Genomic DNA, 15,817 nt, shown 5'->3' with positions numbered 1-15,817 from the left:
AATCATGAAAACCCTTTACCAAGAAATACTAACGGCAAAAATTAAAAGGCAACCACTTTTAGCCATATTGCTGGATCCCGATAAGCTATCGGTGGCCACTATTGTCGATTTGATTGATAAAATCAATCAATCTCCAGCGACGCATCTCTTGGTAGGCGGCAGTTCCTTTGACGGTAATCACTTGTGCGAACTCATAAACGTTTTAAAATCGAATACCAACTTGCCAATACTACTTTTTCCAGGAAATGCAAATCAAATTTCGCCTGAAGCCAACGGCATTTTATTTCTTCAACTGCTATCGGGTAGAAACCCGCAATATTTAATTGAACAGCAAATAGCCGCAGTTCCTTTGTTGGAAAAGAGTCAGCTTGAAATTCTCTCTACCGGTTATCTTTTAGTAGAAAGTGGTAGCGAAACGGCCGTTGAAAGGGTCAGTCATACCAAGCCGCTGAGTCGAACCCAAGTTGATTTTGCAGCCCAAACGGCTAAGGCCGGAGAATTTATCGGCAACAAATTAATTTATCTTGAAGCCGGTAGCGGGGCGCAACAAGCCGTTCCTTTGGCAATGATTTCAGCGGTAGCCGAAAGAATAACGATTCCGCTTATTGTGGGTGGTGGGATACGCTCTCGCGAAGCTATTTCAGCTGCTTATGATGCCGGAGCTGATATGGTAGTCATCGGAACCGCTTTTGAAAATGACCCAACTTTTTTCGACTGATGTTAGACTTTTTTTTCTCCCAATATCAAGCAGCTTCAACACTCCAAATTGTCTTGGAATTTTTGGTGTTTGTTTTTGGTATTGCCAGTGTCATTCTGGCCAAAAAAGAAAATATTTGGGTTTATCCAACCGGATTGATTGCCACTGTTCTTACAACTTACTTATTGTATCAAGCCAAGTATTTCGGCGATATGACCATGAATGCTTATTATTCTGTTATGAGTATTTACGGTTGGTACAAATGGACCACTAAGGCCAATGAACCGGCAGTCAAAATTACCCGAACCAATGCTCGGGAGAAACTTATCGGCTTTGGGTTATTTCTGCTAACTATGTTTGTCACCTTTATGGTTTACAAGTTTTTTGATTACAAACTTGAAATTCCTAATTATATTGATATTTTTACATCCGGCCTTTTTTTTACAGCGATGTGGTATATGGCGCTCAAAAAAATAGAAAACTGGACCTTGTGGATTATTGGTGATTGTATTGTAGTGCCTTTGTTTGCCTACAGAGGGCTGGGAATGTTATCGATGCAATACTTGATTTTTACAATTATAGCCGTTTACGGATATTTAGCATGGAAGAAGATTTTACAAGAAAAGAAAGTTTAGCCAAAAATTATGGTTTAACGGAAGCCGACTTTGAGCAAATCAAAGCGAAAGGCATTTCTTTGGATAAAATCGAAACCGAATTGTTGCTTTTTAAATCCGGGATACCCAAGATATACTTAGAAAGACCGGCTACTTTAGGTGACGGAATTGTAAAACTTACTCAAGAACAGTTTCAAGAATACGCCAACAGTTTTGACCATAAGAAAGCAGCCTTAAAACTAAAAAAATTCGTTCCGGCCTCGGGCGCAGCCAGCAGAATGTTCAAGTTTTTAAACGAGTTTCTGAATGATTTCGATCACGAAAATGAAACTATCAATGCCTATATAAACCGTAAAAAAGACAAGAATTTACCCATTTTCCTAGCCGGAATCGAGAAGTTTCCGTTTTATGAGCAAATCAAATCGACGGTAAAAGAGCTCTATCCCGATTACTATTCTTTGGAAAGCCACGAAAAAAGCTACCGTTTTATCAAATTGATGCTTTCAGCCGAACATTTTGATTTTGCCGCTAAACCCAAAGGCGTACTCGATTTTCATAAATACCCAACGCACATTGCTACTCCTGTGGAAGAACATTTGAATGAGTGTGTTTATTATGCGGCTTCAAATTCAGTGTCTCACTTGCATTTTACGGTTTCGGAAATCCATCAAAACCTATTCACTGCAATTATTGATGAGGTTAAGGATAAGGTAGAAAGTAAGTCGGATACCAAAGTCCATATCAGCTATTCCTACCAAGACCAAAGCACCGATACCATCGCTGTCGACATGAGCAACCGTCCTTTTCGCAATGAGCAAAACGAATTGGTTTTCCGCCCAGGCGGTCACGGTGCGTTAATCAATAATCTAAACGAACTCGATGCCGATGTGATTTTCATTAAAAATATCGATAACGTCATCCAAAATCACATAAACGAAATTACCTTGTATAAAAAAGGTTTGGCGGGTATTTTATTGGAATTACAGCAAAAAGTTTTCGAGATACTAAAAGCTATCGATAGCCGTGATGTAGCTGAAAACGACATAGCCGAAATCATAAGCTTTATGCAGCAAAAGCTTAATATTGATGTGTTGGACGATTTCTACAAATATACCATTGACAACAAGATTGACTTTATCAAAAGCAAACTCAATCGTCCCTTACGAGTGTGTGGCATGGTAAAAAATGAAGGCGAACCCGGCGGAGGCCCTTTTTGGGTGCGAAGTTTTAAAGGCAATGTGTCACTGCAAATTGTGGAAAGTTCTCAGGTTGACACCCACAATTCGGAACAAGCGAGTATTTTGTCTAAAGCTACCCATTTCAACCCGGTGGATTTGGTATGTGCCACCAAGAATTACCAAGGTGAAAAATTTGATTTACTCCAATTTATTGATCAAAGTACCGGTTTTATTGTCCATAAAAACAACAAAGGAAAAGATCTTAAAGGATATGAGTTGCCGGGACTTTGGAATGGTGCCATGGCCAAGTGGATTACCGTTTTTGTAGAAGTGCCGTTGGTAACTTTTAATCCGGTGAAAACCGTAAACGACTTACTCAAACCTGCTCACCAACCACAATATGAAAACTGAGGTAATACTCACTGAACTCCAATTTAAAGCCGTTCGTAGTTCGGGAGCAGGCGGACAAAATGTAAACAAAGTGTCTTCGAAAGTAATGTTGTCTTTTGATGTCAACCAATCATTAGCGTTGACCGATGAAGAGAAGACTTTACTGAAGCATAAATTGGCATCAAAACTCACTAACGAACAAGTGTTAATTTTGGCTTGCGATGAAGACCGAAGCCAGCTTAAGAACAAAACTATCGTAACCAAACGATTTTTAGAACTATTCAAATCATCTTTAGTCGTTCCTAAGAAAAGAAAACCCACAAAAATTCCACGTGCCGTAATCGAAAAGCGCATCAAAGCCAAGCGCAATCTATCGGAAATCAAACAAAACAGAAGAAAACCTAATTTCTAAAATTCATAATTTGTAATTCATAATTTGTAATTATCTTTGCCTCGTCTCAAAGGGGTGCTCTAAATAACGAGCTGAGATCATACCCAACGAACTTAGAACAGGTAATGCTGTTTAAGGATTTGACGAAAGACTAAAGTGCACGTTAGTCGTACGTCAGGAGTATCAATTTTTTTATAAACCAAGAATAATTGCCCCTTTTATTCGTAATACATTACGAATGAAAACTTTATTCACTACAAAAAGTACAAAGTACAAAGTACAAGGTACTAAGGCAGTATTGATTACCGCTTTTTGCTGTTTGCCTTTAATAGGCTTTACACAGGAAACAACCAAGGACACTACAAAAGTCAATCAACTTGAGGAAGTGACGGTATCAGCGGTCAGAGCCAAAGGCAAAAATCCCGTTACCTTTACCAATTACACTAAAAAGGAAATGTCACCCAGAAATCTTGGGCAAGATATTCCGATTTTACTCAACTACCTACCGTCGGTAGTGACAACAACCGATGCCGGAAACGGAGTTGGCTACACTTACATGCGCGTTCGAGGTGCTGACGGTTCAAGAATCAATGTTACCTTAAACGGGATTCCTTTTAATGACAGTGAAAGTCAAGGCACTTTTTTTGTCAACTTGCCTGATTTTGCTTCTTCATTGGAAAGCGTTCAATTGCAACGAGGAGTAGGATTATCAACTAATGGTGCCGGTGCTTTTGGTGCCAGTTTGAATATGCAAACCAAATCGTATCAGGAAAAGGCGTATGCCGAAATTGCTAACTCAGGCGGAAGTTTCGGAACGCGCAAACATACTTTGGCCTTCGGAACGGGCTTGCACAATAATTTTGAAATCAACGCCCGTTTGTCCAATATTGCCTCAGATGGGTTTATCGACCGTGCTTCTTCTAACTTATTCGGTTATTTTTTCAATGCCAATTATGTGACCGAAAAGACCTTGATTAAAGCAATAGCGTTCGGAGGTAAAGAGAAAACCTATCAAGCTTGGTACGGTATAGAAGATCCTGAAAAACTCCGTAACGATAGGACATTCAACCCGGCCGGAATGTATTTTGATGAAAACGGCAACATGCAATTTTACGACGATGAAACGGATAATTATGCACAAAATCACTTCCAATTGCATTGGTCTCAAAAGTGGTCAGACCGTTGGGTTTCCAATACCGCTTTGCATTATACGATTGGAAAAGGCTATTTCAAGCAATACTGCGAAGACGAAACCTTAGCCGATTACAATTTGCCTGATTTCCAGGGCAATGCCATATCCGATTTGGTGCGCAAAAGATGGTTGGACAACGATTTCTTCGGGGCTGTTTTTTCATTAAACTACAAAACACCTAAAACCGACGTGATGCTTGGCGGAGCAGCTAATCGCTATTTGGGTGACCATTTCGGAGAAGTGGTTTGGACGCAATATTATGTGCCTGCCGCCAATCGTTATTACAACAATATCGGGAACAAAGACGATGTGAATGTGTATGCTAAAGCATCGCAACAATTTGGTAAGTTGAATGTTTTTGCCGATTTGCAATACCGTATGGTGTTTTATGAAGCTACGAGTTTCCGCTTTGATGACGTGAATGATACGTTCCGATTTTTTAATCCGAAATTGGGATTGAATTTCGATTTCAACGATAAACATTCCTTTTACGGTTATTTCGGTATAGCTAACAAAGAACCACGACGGGATGACTACGAAAATGGCAGCACCAAACCGGAGCGTTTGTTCGATTACGAGTTAGGTTGGAAATACCAATCGAAAAAGGTAAACATTTCGGCCAATGCTTTCTACATGAACTACCAAAACCAATTGGTGTTAACCGGAGCGTTAAACGATGTTGGTTCGCCTATTTTTACCAATAGTGGGAAAAGTTATCGCGTAGGGTTGGAAGTGGAATCGGTGATTGCCTTAACCGATAAATGGATTGTCAATCCGAATGTAACGTTTAGCCAAAACAAAAATCGCGACTTCGTGTTCCAAAGAGACGGCGTGTTACAAAATTTAGGCAATACAACTATTGCTTTTTCACCGGATTGGGTTATTGGGAACCGAATTACTTACAGTCCTGTAAAAACGTTGCAACTTTCTTTGTTCTCTAAGTTTGTAAGCGACCAATTCATGGGCAATATTGATTCTGAGCGTTCTAAACTCGATGCCTATTTTGTAAACGATTTGAACGTTACTTACGAGTGGAAAATCAACAAAGGAGTGAAATCAATTGTCTTTTCAGCCTTAGTCAATAATCTGTTCAATTTGGAATACGAGTCTAACGGATATTTTTACACTTATGATGATGATTGGACTACGCCTGGTAGTGTTACCACTATAGAAGGCGCCGGATTTTACCCGCAAGCCGGAATCAATTTCTTAGCAGGAGCAACGATAAAATTATAAAACAAAAGCCGAACAAACTGTTCGGCTTTTTTAATTGGTTATGATTAGGGTGTTTCCATTAATCGTTACCCTATAAGGTTTCATGGGATATTGTTGTCCTTGTCCAATTCCGGTGTACAAGCTGTAAAAACTGTCGTCGCAATTGCATTCGGCATTGGTGTTTCCTTGCGCTACTGTCATGGGTTCGGTGCAAATGTTGAAAGCTTGATTCGGACAGGCCAAATCGAAGGCATTGTAACCGCTCCCGGTATTAAAAACCACTATGCCGCGTGCACCCTGACTGTAATCCAAAACACGATTGCCCGGAAATTGTAGGTTGGTGTAACCCGGTAAATTCATGTTAATTTGTAGATTAACCTGGTAATTAGGGATGTTTGGGTTGTTATAATTTACCGAACCGCCATCGCAACTCAAGGTCAAGGCCATTAAAAACAACAAGAGTATCTTTTTCATATAAATTTTAGGTTTCCTATAGCGAAACAAATTTAATTTAATTAACTTTGACAAGCGTTATCCAACGCAAACAAATTTGAAATAAGTATTAAAATAATATCTTTGCAAAAAGAAATCCCGTTCCGATGGGATTTTTTCTATTTATATAAATGATGAAATTATGAGTACAGTATCGTATTACACCGCAGAAGGATTAAAAAAATTAAAAGACGAATTAGAACAACTTAAAAGTATAGAAAGACCAAAAGCCTCCCAAGCCATAGCCGAAGCCAGAGATAAAGGAGACTTATCAGAGAATGCGGAATACGACGCCGCGAAAGAAGCACAAGGGCTTTTGGAAATGCGTATAGCCAAAATGGAAGAGCTGTATGCAAACGCCCGTTTAATTGATGAGTCTCAATTGGATTTGTCGAAAGCCTTGGTGTTATCTAAAGTAAAAATTAAAAACCAAGCCAATGGTATGGAAATGAAATATACCTTGGTGGCCGAGAGTGAAGCCGATTTGAAATCAGGAAAAATATCGGTAACCTCGCCAATCGGTAAAGGATTGTTAGGGAAAAAGGTTGGTGAAATTGCAGAAATTAGTGTGCCGAACGGAAAATTAAACTTCGAGATTTTAGAAATAACCAGAGACTAACATGAGTTCTATCTTCACCAAAATCGTTAACGGAGAAATTCCGGCTTACAAAATTGCCGAAGACGACAGCTATTTGGCATTTCTGGATGTTAATCCTAATGCTAAAGGTCACACGCTTTGCATTCCGAAACAAGAAATCAATAAGATTTTCGACATGGAAGAAGACCATTATTTGGGCTTGATGCAGTTTTCCAGAAAAGTGGCCAAAGCCATAGAGAAAACAGTTCCTTGCAAACGAATTGGCGTAGCTGTAGTTGGTTTAGAAGTGCCGCACGTTCACGTACACTTGATTCCATTACACGATATGGATGATATGCGTTTCCAACGAAAAGTGGCGTTAACCAAAGAAGAGTTTGAAACCTTGGCGAAGCAAATACAAGAACAACTATAAGTTGCTAAAAGATAAAAATGTAAACCCTGCTACACCTTTGGCAGGGTTTTTTATAGGGTTTTGTGATGAAAATATTTTTAAAGACAGTATGCCTTTTTTGGACGGTTTTTGGTTTTGGCCAAGTACCGAATCCGTATGCGCTAACGGATGCTAAAATGAGCCAAATTCCAAGTGATTTGACCGGAAGTGCTGCCGGTATTGCCCGTTATATCGATACCAATTTTAAAACACCTTCGGAACGATTGAGAGCACTTTATTATTGGACAGCATCTTCTATTGTTTATGACGTTCCAAATATGTTTGAACCCAATCAATTGGATTCGCCCGAAGAAAAGATTGCCAAAGCTTTGAGTACCCGAAAAGGAGTTTGCATTCACTATGCTGAAGTATTTAAAGCAATAGCCAACTTACTCGATATTCCTACCGTAATTATCACCGGTTATACCAAACAAGCCGGAAAAGTATCGCCTATTTCCCATGCTTGGTGCGCTTCCAAAATCGATGGGCAATGGTATCTTTTTGATCCCACTTGGGGCGCCGGTTATGTCGATAAGCAAAAATTTGTCAAAAAGTTGAACAATGCCTATTTCAAGGTGTCGCCTCAAAAGATGATTAACACACACATGCCATTCGATTATTTGTGGCAGTTTCTCAATTCGCCTTGGAACAATCAGGAGTTTTATGACGGCAAAGAAATGCCCAACAAGCCTAAAAAGAACTTCGATTATATAACGGAAATCGAGCGTTACGAAAAGTTATCCGAAAACGAAAAAGCCTTTGAGGAAGCCGCCAGAGTAGAGGAAAGTGGTCTTAAAAATGCTTTAATTGTGGAGTATCACAAACTGTTGAAAGGAAATTTTACGGCACTCACAGCGAATAAAAATATTGACCGATTGAACGAATTAATCACCAAGTACAACGAAGCCATTGCCTATTTTAACGACTATATGATGTACAGACAACGCCAATTTAAACCGGCTATGGCTGATGAGGAATTGAAAGCCATGTTCCAAAGCGTAAAAGATAAGTTTTTGTACTGTAACGATGAGGTGTACAAAATCGGAACTGTTGGAAGTCAGAATGCCGCTATGTTTTCCGATTTGAAAAAGAATATCAGTAGTAATTTAAGAGAAGTTGAAAAGCAAGAAACTTTTTTAAACGACTATTTAAGCAGAACCAAAATTGGCCGTAAATTGCTGCTTTCCGGCAGAGGATAGACGGATTAACTCGTTTTTTTAAAGGTAATCTGCATAGTCGTTCCCTTACCAATTTCCGAATGCAATACTTTGATTTTTCCTTTGTGGTATTCTTCAACAATTCGCTTGGTGAGTGATAAACCCAAACCCCAACCTCTTTTTTTGGTAGTAAAACCCGGTTCGAAAACACTGTTGAATTGGTTTTTCGGAATGCCTTTTCCGGTATCAGTCACTAAAATTTTTACCCATTGGTCATCGTTTTCAATCACTACTGAAAGTTGACCGCGACCTTTCATGGCATCGATGGCGTTTTTTACCAAATTTTCTATCGTCCAACTGTGAAGCGCCGGATTTAAAGATACCAAAATCGGTTTTTGGGGTGCCTTAAAACTAAATTCAACCTGACTGGAGAATCTCGATCTCAAGTAGTCGAAAGATTGCTCTGTTTCGGCTATGATGTTCCGTTTTTCCAAGATAGGTTCTGAGCCGATTTTGGAGAACCGATCAGTAATGGTTTGCAAACGGGAGATGTCTTTTTCAATTTCAGCTACCATGTTCGGGTCGACGTTGCTGCTTTTCATAATCTCGAGCCAACCGATTAGCGATGACAATGGCGTGCCTATTTGATGTGCTGTTTCTTTAGCCATACCGGCCCAAAGTTTGTTTTGCGTAGCCATTTTGGTGCTGCGATAGAAGTTATACACCACGGCGGCAAACAAGAAAATGATCAACAACAAGGCAATAGGATAGTATTTGAGTTTGTTGAGCAACGACGAATTGCCGTAGTAGAGCTTCCAAAATTTACCGGGATTGTATTCGATAACGATAGGATTGTTTTCTTTTTTGAGTTTTTCCAGATAGTCTTTGAGCTTCACTTTATCGTTGGCAACATCATCTTCAATATTAACGTGATTGATGATTTTATTTTCCTCAGTCAATATAAGTGGGATGGTTTTATTGTTGCTCATGATTAAGCTGGGCAACTCAATATCGCCGGTTTCAGGGTCGGCATTGTTGAAGGCTTTTAAACTTTGTGCCCAAAGCTCCATTTTGATGCGCTCCTCATTTTTGAAGATTTGAAAGAAAGTATAGGTGTTCCAAAGAATCAGTGTCACTATGACAAAGGAAGTCACTATGATAATCCAACGGGTGATGTTTCTTCTTTCGGAAAACTGCATGCTAAATTTTTTATAAATATAGACAAAAGCGTCAAAAGTGCAAGACGATTTAGGTTTAGCCCTGATTGCCGTGGAAATCCTTTTGGATTATCCTGAAGCGAAGCGGAAGGAAAATACAATAAGATTGCAACAGAAAGCAGGAAAACGGACCGCAAGAATGCCCGAACCACTCGCTCTTACAATCAATTAAAATTGTATTTTTGGGAAAAATAAAATCTATGCTCAGTTTCGAACCTCATACGCTTTCACCAGCGCAGTTGCAAGGCTATTTGCAAAGTGCTGTGGCACCGCGACCGATTGCTTTTGCCAGTACGGTTGATGCCAACGGAAATCCTAATTTGTCGCCGTTCAGTTTTTTTAATGTGTTTAGTTCTAATCCGCCGATACTGGTTTTTTCGCCGGCGCGTCGGGTGAGAAACAACACTACAAAACACACCTTGGAAAATTGTGAAGCTACTAAGGAAGTAGTGATTAACGTGGTGAATTACGACATCGTACAGCAAATGTCGTTGTCGAGCACAGAATACCCTGATGGTGTGAACGAGTTTATTAAATCGGGTTTGACGATGTTGCCTTCGGACATGATTAAGCCGTTTCGCGTGGCGGAAAGTCCGGTGCAAATGGAGTGCAAAGTGAACCAAATTATCGCTTTGGGAAATCAAGGCGGCGCGGGGAATTTGATTATTTGCGAAGTGGTAAAAATCCACATCAACGAAAGTGTTTTAGACGATAAAGGGGCAATTGACCAAAGTAAAATTGACTTGGTTTCCCGTTTGGGCGGCAATTGGTATTCGCGTTCGAATGCCGGTTTGTTTGAAGTGGAAAAACCCTTGGTAACCTTAGGAATAGGGGTAGATGCGATACCGGATTTTATTAAAAAAAGTCCGTTTTTTGATGGAAATGATTTGGGTAAATTAGGAAACGTAGAAGCCTTGCCAACGGAAGAAGAAATTGCTATATTTGTACAACAGAATTTTGCCGTAAAAGGCGTTTTAAGCTCCGACGACGAGCCGAAAATACACCAAAAAGCAAAAGAATATTTGAATAACAACGAAGTGCTTTCGGCTTGGAAAGTGCTTTTAGCAAAACATTAATTATGGAAGTTACCGGAAAAATTAGAGTGATTAATCCTGAGCAACAAGTGAGTGCCAGTTTTAGAAAAAGAGAATTAGTTGTGGCTACAGAAGAGCAGTATCCGCAGTTTATCAGCATTAATTTTGTGCAAGATAAATGCGATTTATTGAACAGCTATAATGTGGGAGAAGCGGTAAAAGTTTCCATCAACTTAAGAGGAAGAGAATGGGTGAATCCGCAAGGAGAAACCAAATATTTTAACGATATTCAAGGTTGGAGAATTGAAAGATTGCAAGCGGAAGCTCCGGCTCCGGCTGCTGCTATGGCGCCAATGCCACCGGCAGAAGCTTTTGCTCCGGCCACCAACTTTAATGAAGAAGAACACGACGATTTGCCTTTTTAATCTTTGATTAAAAAGTAATCAAATAACAAATTTCAAATCCCAAATTCCAAAAATGGTTGTTTGGGATTTTTTATTGGAATTTCTAACAGATGCATTTCCTAACCAAAGATTTATATTTTCCACCGGTAGACGAAGCTACCTATGAAGGCATTTTAGCCATCGGTGGCGATTTGTCGACGGAGCGTTTGCTATTGGCTTATCGCAACGGTATTTTTCCTTGGTTTAATGAAGATGAACCTATATTGTGGTGGTCGCCACCCGAAAGAATGGTAGTAGTGCCACAGTTGTACAAGGTGTCAAAGAGCATTCGGAATTTGTTGAATCGCCAACAGTTTGACGTTACATTTAACCAAGATTTTGCGTCGGTTATCCGTAACTGTCAACAAATACCACGTAAAGGGCAAGACGGCACTTGGATTACGGAAGATATTATTACTTCATACACCAAATTACACCAAATGGGTTTGGCAAAATCAGTAGAAGTATGGCAAAATGGTGACTTGGTAGGCGGATTGTACGGGGTGGATTTAGGTCATGTTTTTTGTGGGGAAAGTATGTTTTCTAAAGTGTCGAATGCGAGTAAGATTGCGTTTGTGACTTTAGTAAAACATTTGAAAGACCACAATTACAAACTGCTCGATTGCCAGTTGCACAATGAGTATTTGGAGCAATTGGGTGCGTTTGAGATTTCGAGAGAGACATTTATCAGAGTGCTTAAAAATCAGTAATCAGTCACAGATTGCAGTTTTTCTGTTGACTGTGACTGTAAACTATTTTCGTTTCCAACAATCTTCCACGTGATCGTTCACCATTCCCGTAGCTTGCATGTGTGCATAGACTACGGTTGAGCCTACGAACTTAAATCCGCGTTTTTTCAAATCCTTACTGATAGTATCTGAAAGTGCTGTAGTGGCCTTAATATCGGCTAATGTTTTGGGTTGGTTGTCGATGGGTTTCCCGTTGGTGAAACCCCAAATGTAGTTGGAGAAACTACCGAACTCTTCTTGTACTTTCATAAAGGCAATCGCATTGGCAATTGTTCCTTTGATTTTTAAGCCGTTGCGGATGATGCCGGCGTCTTGCATTAATTCGGCGACTTTGTCTTCGTTGTATTGGGCTATTTTTTTGTAATCAAATTGATCAAAAGCTTTACGAAAATTGTCTCTTTTCTTCAAAATGGTGTACCAACTCAGTCCGGCTTGAAAGGTTTCCAAGACTAAAAACTCGAATAATTTGGCGTCGTCATACACCGGATTTCCCCATTCGGTATCGTGGTAATGACGGTATAAATCGTCTTTTTCGCACCAAGCGCAGCGTATTTTATTGTCCATCTTTGGCAATGTATTTTTGAATTAAGTAATGTCCTAAATAAATGAAAGGCGTCATGCCTACGGCGATAATCAATTTGACCGTATAACCCGTTAATCCGGAAATGATATAGGTTTTGGTGTCCATGATGCCCGGCAGCCAAAAAGCAATTCCTAAAACGATAAAACTGTCGAAAAATTGAGAGATGACAGTGGAACCAGTACTTCTGAGCCAGATCATTTTGTTGCCGGTTCTTCGTTTTACAAAATGGAAAATGGTTACGTCGATTAACTGCGAGGCCAAAAATGCGATAATACTACCAACGATTATCAACTGACTTTGTCCAAAGACTGCATTGAACTGTTCCGAAGTTACTGAACTGATTCCGGTGGACGGAATTTGCATCGCAAAATACAGTATGAAAAAAGTATAGGCAATTAATCCGGCAGTGATGAAGGATAATTTTCTAACGCCTTTTTCCCCGAAATATTCGTTGATTAAGTCGGTGGTGACAAAAACGATAGGCCATGGCAGAATGCCTATACTCATTACAGCTGAGCCAACATCAATGAGTTTTCCGCCTATGAGTTCGGCTACTATGGCATTGGTGATGAATATGCCGGCGAGAACGACATAAACGGTGTCTTTTTTAGAATGGAACATGAGTGTTGATTTGCATACCTAATGAATCAAATGTACTGTTTTTTGGTAAAATAAAAAACCCCCGATTCGAAGTGAATCGAGGTTTTTATAACAAAGTATGGTTAAATGTTGTTCTATTTGACATAATGTATGTTTTGATATACTACTCATATACTAAGTAGGGCTTTAGTAGGGAGGAGATAGGAATTAGGTACGAAGAACGAAGTGGGAAGTACAAAGTACAAAGTACGAAGTGAGAAGTGCGAAGTAGGGAGTTTAGGTTTTTATAACTATGGTATCGGGGAAGGCTTGTATTATTTGTGAGGTGCTGAAGTTGTATAGTGGTTGTGGTTCGGGTTGTTTTAGGATTTCTTTTATTTCATCGAGGAATTCGGGTTCGGATTTTGGCATTAGTTGGATGGCCAGTTCGAGGATATTGGCTATGTCAATATTAGGATTGCCTACTAAGGGAGAGATATAGGGTGGCTCTGTTAGCATTGCGACGGTGCAGAGTTTCATTAAATCGCTGACAGTTCCGTAAAGGGAGCTGTAACCGCTGAAGTTAAGGGTAACGGTATACCAGTCTTCCTTTTTAGGGTGGTCTTTGAGACCGGTTAATAGCCAATTGGCTTTTTTGCGGAGTTGGGTGATTGGTGTGTTCATGAGGGAGCGTTTAAAGGTTCAAAGTTTAAAGTTCAAGGTTTAAGGATTTAGGCCCTTCGGCAAGCTCAGGGTGACAAGGATGTTTAAGCAGAATTTTGGGTTAATGAGGTTGGTGGGATTAGGCAATAGTTTTCGAGCAGGATTTCATCTTCTTGCGGTTGTGAGGGGTTTAGGAGTTGTTGGCGGATGGTATCCAGTAGTTAGGCTTCTTCGTAGGGGATTAGGTCGAGGATTATGCCCAGTACGCCGCTGATGTTGGTGGCGGGTTCGGGAATGCGGGAGGAACTTGTTTCTCCTTCGAGGGCTAGCATGCATACTTTGACGATATCGGCCATCAAAAACATCACATCCGAGTAGCCGGAGAGGTTGAGTTGTAGGGTGTCGAGTCCTTTTTTGGGATTTTGGGATTCGAGTAGGGCGAAGTGCTTTGCGGCTAGTTCGCGGAGGGGTTGTGGGAGGTGGGTGAGTGTTTTCATGAGAATTAGGATTTAGGATTAAGGAATTAGGAATTGTGGTCTACGACCCTTCGGTAGGCTCAGGATAGGCAAGCTCAGGGTGATACATTGGATATTATTTATTATGGTTAATATTTTTAGTTTTAAGGTTCTAAGGTGCTGAGGTACTAAGGCTCTAGGGTTTGGTTCCCGTTCCCGCCTTCGCGGGAATGACAGCGTGAATGACGGGTTAAGGGTTTCGGGTTGCGAGTTCAAGGTTTTGGGTTATGTGTAATGTGGCTTGGTTTAGGAAATCTTGGGTGGCGGTTAGGAGGTAGATGAAATCTTCTTCGGGTGCGTTGAGGTGTAGCCTGTGGTTAAGCAAAGATGGCGGAGCACATAGACAATTGAAACGGTAGCGATCTGCCATTGTTTTAGGGTTGAATGCAGCTGGCAACGGTTTTTCATGGCCGTTTTGATTAACTTGATAGGCGTATTGGCACAGTTGGAGTAGGTGTTTTAGGCCGAACTCGTTTGGGGTGTAGTGCAGTAGGACTCTGATGAGGCCGAGGGCTATTTGGGTGCTGGCGGTGTTGAGCAGTGCTATTTTGCAAAGTTCTACGCCTTGTTGGGGGTTTTCTTTGGCGGCTTGGATGTTGAAGAGTGCCACGGCTTGGCATTTGAGCCAGAAGGCCGTGTCTTCTTCCCTATTTAACGGAGGTATAGTATTGGCGACGAGGTAAGGCGGATCCTCTTTGTCTAAGCATAGGCGGTAGCCAAAGCGCAAGGCTTGGTTGAAGAAGTGGATTTGGTGGGGGTGTTTGGTGGCGAGGTCTGTAGGCTTATGAAGCATGACGGTAGCGGTTATGGTTTTGCCGGATAGTTCATGAATACTGTTAGCCATGATAGAACCCGTAGCGGGGATTTGCTTGGCGGTTATGACCAACAGGTAAAAGTGGTGTACCGCCCAATTGGCTGTTTTTGAAATTTGCTCGATTATAATATTGCTGTTGTGGTGTCCTAAGATATACACAGTGCATGGCTCGTAGCGGGTACAACAGTTTTCTAAAATTTCTAATACGGGTTGCTGAGGGAGGTTTAATTGGTTCATGGTGTTGGAATTTTGAGGCAAGTTATTAAGCCTTAACCGTGTACCGAACCAGAATAGCTTGTATGCTATCAATGGCTTTGGTATTTTACGCTCCCTTTTGGCATAGTATTTTTACTAAATTGCATAGTGTTATAAAGTAAAAATATTTTTATATTTGAAGTATGGAAACTACTACAAAACCGAGACATATAGGCCGCAACATTAGCCGTATTAGAGAGCTGCGCCAAATGAAGCAAGAAGCTTTAGCACAAGCTATAGGCGTGAGCCAACAGACCATTTCTGCTATTGAGAATAGTGAGAGTGTGGAAGAAGACAAGTTGAAACAAATAGCTGAAGCGCTAGGGGTTTCTTCAGAAGCAATCAAGAATTTTACAGAAGAAGCTGTATTTAATTACTTCACTAATTTCTACGATAGTAGTACTGCGCAAGTAAACAATAATGGCTGTACTTTCAACCCTTTGGATAAAGTGATAGAATTATACGAAAGGCTGTTAGAAGCGGAGAAAGATAAGGTGGCTTATTTGGAGAAGTTGTTAAAAGATAAATAGTAAAAATGAAACTGATTTTTATTTAGAGAAAGCCTTTCGTGAGAGAGGCTTTTTGTTCGTGTAAAGACAGTATCTGTTAAT

General features: G+C 40.4%; 19 protein-coding genes. 12 read left to right on the top strand and 7 right to left on the bottom strand.

The window, feature by feature from the left end; all coding sequences use genetic code 11:
• Window positions 1-4: 4 nt before the first annotated feature.
• The 5 genes from ACJG85_RS01690 (at window position 5) to ACJG85_RS01670 (ending at window position 5,698) form a co-directional block, all read left to right on the top strand.
• The gene (locus ACJG85_RS01690) at window positions 5-718 is read left to right on the top strand and encodes a geranylgeranylglyceryl/heptaprenylglyceryl phosphate synthase (protein ID WP_412476774.1); all 714 of its coding nucleotides are present in this window, start codon (window positions 5-7) and stop codon (window positions 716-718) included.
• On the top strand, window positions 718-1,332 hold the full coding sequence (gene pnuC, locus ACJG85_RS01685) for a nicotinamide riboside transporter PnuC (RefSeq protein ID WP_409678288.1): 615 nt from the start codon (window positions 718-720) through the stop codon (window positions 1,330-1,332). The genes ACJG85_RS01690 and pnuC overlap by 1 nt, the downstream gene beginning before the upstream one ends.
• Complete coding sequence (locus tag ACJG85_RS01680) at window positions 1,299-2,900, top strand: DUF4301 family protein (protein ID WP_409678284.1); 1,602 nt, start codon at window positions 1,299-1,301, stop codon at window positions 2,898-2,900. Before pnuC ends, ACJG85_RS01680 begins: the two co-directional genes overlap by 34 nt.
• Window positions 2,890-3,291: an alternative ribosome rescue aminoacyl-tRNA hydrolase ArfB gene (arfB, locus tag ACJG85_RS01675; RefSeq protein WP_412476773.1), complete on the top strand. Its 402-nt coding sequence runs from the start codon at window positions 2,890-2,892 to the stop codon at window positions 3,289-3,291. Before ACJG85_RS01680 ends, arfB begins: the two co-directional genes overlap by 11 nt.
• A gap of 217 nt (window positions 3,292-3,508) precedes the next feature.
• Entirely contained in the window at window positions 3,509-5,698 is a 2,190-nt protein-coding gene (locus ACJG85_RS01670; RefSeq protein ID WP_412476772.1) for a TonB-dependent receptor, read from the top strand.
• A 30-nt stretch (window positions 5,699-5,728) separates the two neighbouring features.
• On the opposite strand, the gene ACJG85_RS01665 is transcribed toward ACJG85_RS01670, so the two are convergent.
• Window positions 5,729-6,151, bottom strand: coding sequence for a hypothetical protein (locus ACJG85_RS01665; protein WP_409678275.1), 423 nt, complete (start codon window positions 6,149-6,151; stop codon window positions 5,729-5,731).
• A 160-nt stretch (window positions 6,152-6,311) separates the two neighbouring features.
• Between ACJG85_RS01665 and greA the strand changes: the two genes are divergently transcribed.
• From greA to ACJG85_RS01650, 3 genes are all read left to right on the top strand, one after another.
• Window positions 6,312-6,788, top strand: coding sequence for a transcription elongation factor GreA (greA, locus tag ACJG85_RS01660; protein ID WP_409678272.1), 477 nt, complete (start codon window positions 6,312-6,314; stop codon window positions 6,786-6,788).
• Window position 6,789: 1 nt separating this feature from the next.
• On the top strand, window positions 6,790-7,179 hold the full coding sequence (locus tag ACJG85_RS01655) for an HIT family protein (protein ID WP_412476771.1): 390 nt from the start codon (window positions 6,790-6,792) through the stop codon (window positions 7,177-7,179).
• Between the two features lie 65 nt (window positions 7,180-7,244).
• Complete coding sequence (locus tag ACJG85_RS01650) at window positions 7,245-8,396, top strand: transglutaminase domain-containing protein (RefSeq protein ID WP_412476770.1); 1,152 nt, start codon at window positions 7,245-7,247, stop codon at window positions 8,394-8,396.
• 5 nt (window positions 8,397-8,401) lie between these two features.
• On the opposite strand, the gene ACJG85_RS01645 is transcribed toward ACJG85_RS01650, so the two are convergent.
• A complete protein-coding gene (locus ACJG85_RS01645) occupies window positions 8,402-9,553 on the bottom strand; it encodes a sensor histidine kinase (RefSeq protein WP_409678263.1) in 1,152 nt (383 codons plus the stop codon).
• A 218-nt stretch (window positions 9,554-9,771) separates the two neighbouring features.
• Between ACJG85_RS01645 and ACJG85_RS01640 the strand changes: the two genes are divergently transcribed.
• The 3 genes from ACJG85_RS01640 (at window position 9,772) to aat (ending at window position 11,758) form a co-directional block, all read left to right on the top strand.
• A complete protein-coding gene (locus tag ACJG85_RS01640) occupies window positions 9,772-10,647 on the top strand; it encodes a flavin reductase family protein (protein WP_409678260.1) in 876 nt (291 codons plus the stop codon).
• A 2-nt stretch (window positions 10,648-10,649) separates the two neighbouring features.
• Window positions 10,650-11,030 (top strand): DUF3127 domain-containing protein, encoded by a 381-nt coding sequence (locus ACJG85_RS01635; protein WP_409678257.1) that lies wholly within the window; start codon window positions 10,650-10,652, stop codon window positions 11,028-11,030.
• 89 nt (window positions 11,031-11,119) lie between these two features.
• Window positions 11,120-11,758: a leucyl/phenylalanyl-tRNA--protein transferase gene (gene aat, locus ACJG85_RS01630; RefSeq protein ID WP_409678254.1), complete on the top strand. Its 639-nt coding sequence runs from the start codon at window positions 11,120-11,122 to the stop codon at window positions 11,756-11,758.
• Between the two features lie 42 nt (window positions 11,759-11,800).
• Here aat and ACJG85_RS01625 read toward each other — a convergent pair whose 3' ends face one another.
• The 5 genes from ACJG85_RS01625 to ACJG85_RS01605 all read right to left on the bottom strand — a co-directional run bounded on the left by ACJG85_RS01625 (window position 11,801) and on the right by ACJG85_RS01605 (window position 15,188).
• Window positions 11,801-12,361, bottom strand: a complete 561-nt coding sequence (locus ACJG85_RS01625; RefSeq protein WP_412476769.1) for a DNA-3-methyladenine glycosylase I — start codon at window positions 12,359-12,361, stop codon at window positions 11,801-11,803.
• Window positions 12,351-13,001: a queuosine precursor transporter gene (locus ACJG85_RS01620; protein WP_412476768.1), complete on the bottom strand. Its 651-nt coding sequence runs from the start codon at window positions 12,999-13,001 to the stop codon at window positions 12,351-12,353. The genes ACJG85_RS01625 and ACJG85_RS01620 overlap by 11 nt, the downstream gene beginning before the upstream one ends.
• A 255-nt stretch (window positions 13,002-13,256) precedes the next feature.
• Window positions 13,257-13,643: a hypothetical protein gene (locus ACJG85_RS01615; RefSeq protein ID WP_412476767.1), complete on the bottom strand. Its 387-nt coding sequence runs from the start codon at window positions 13,641-13,643 to the stop codon at window positions 13,257-13,259.
• A 200-nt stretch (window positions 13,644-13,843) separates the two neighbouring features.
• Window positions 13,844-14,119 (bottom strand): hypothetical protein, encoded by a 276-nt coding sequence (locus ACJG85_RS01610; protein ID WP_412476766.1) that lies wholly within the window; start codon window positions 14,117-14,119, stop codon window positions 13,844-13,846.
• Window positions 14,120-14,327: 208 nt separating this feature from the next.
• Entirely contained in the window at window positions 14,328-15,188 is an 861-nt protein-coding gene (locus ACJG85_RS01605) for a hypothetical protein (RefSeq protein ID WP_412476765.1), read from the bottom strand.
• A gap of 161 nt (window positions 15,189-15,349) precedes the next feature.
• On the opposite strand from ACJG85_RS01605, the gene ACJG85_RS01600 reads away from it, so the two are divergent.
• Window positions 15,350-15,736 carry a helix-turn-helix domain-containing protein gene (locus tag ACJG85_RS01600; protein WP_412476764.1) on the top strand — a complete coding sequence of 129 codons (387 nt, stop codon included), beginning with the start codon at window positions 15,350-15,352 and terminating at the stop codon, window positions 15,734-15,736.
• The last annotated feature ends 81 nt before the right edge of the window (window positions 15,737-15,817 follow it).

It is taken from the genome of Flavobacterium mekongense (genome assembly GCF_047038255.1).
GTDB lineage: Bacteria > Bacteroidota > Bacteroidia > Flavobacteriales > Flavobacteriaceae > Flavobacterium > Flavobacterium mekongense.
The sequence above is the reverse complement of the archived record's forward strand: the minus strand, read 5'-3'. Positions and strand labels throughout refer to the sequence as shown.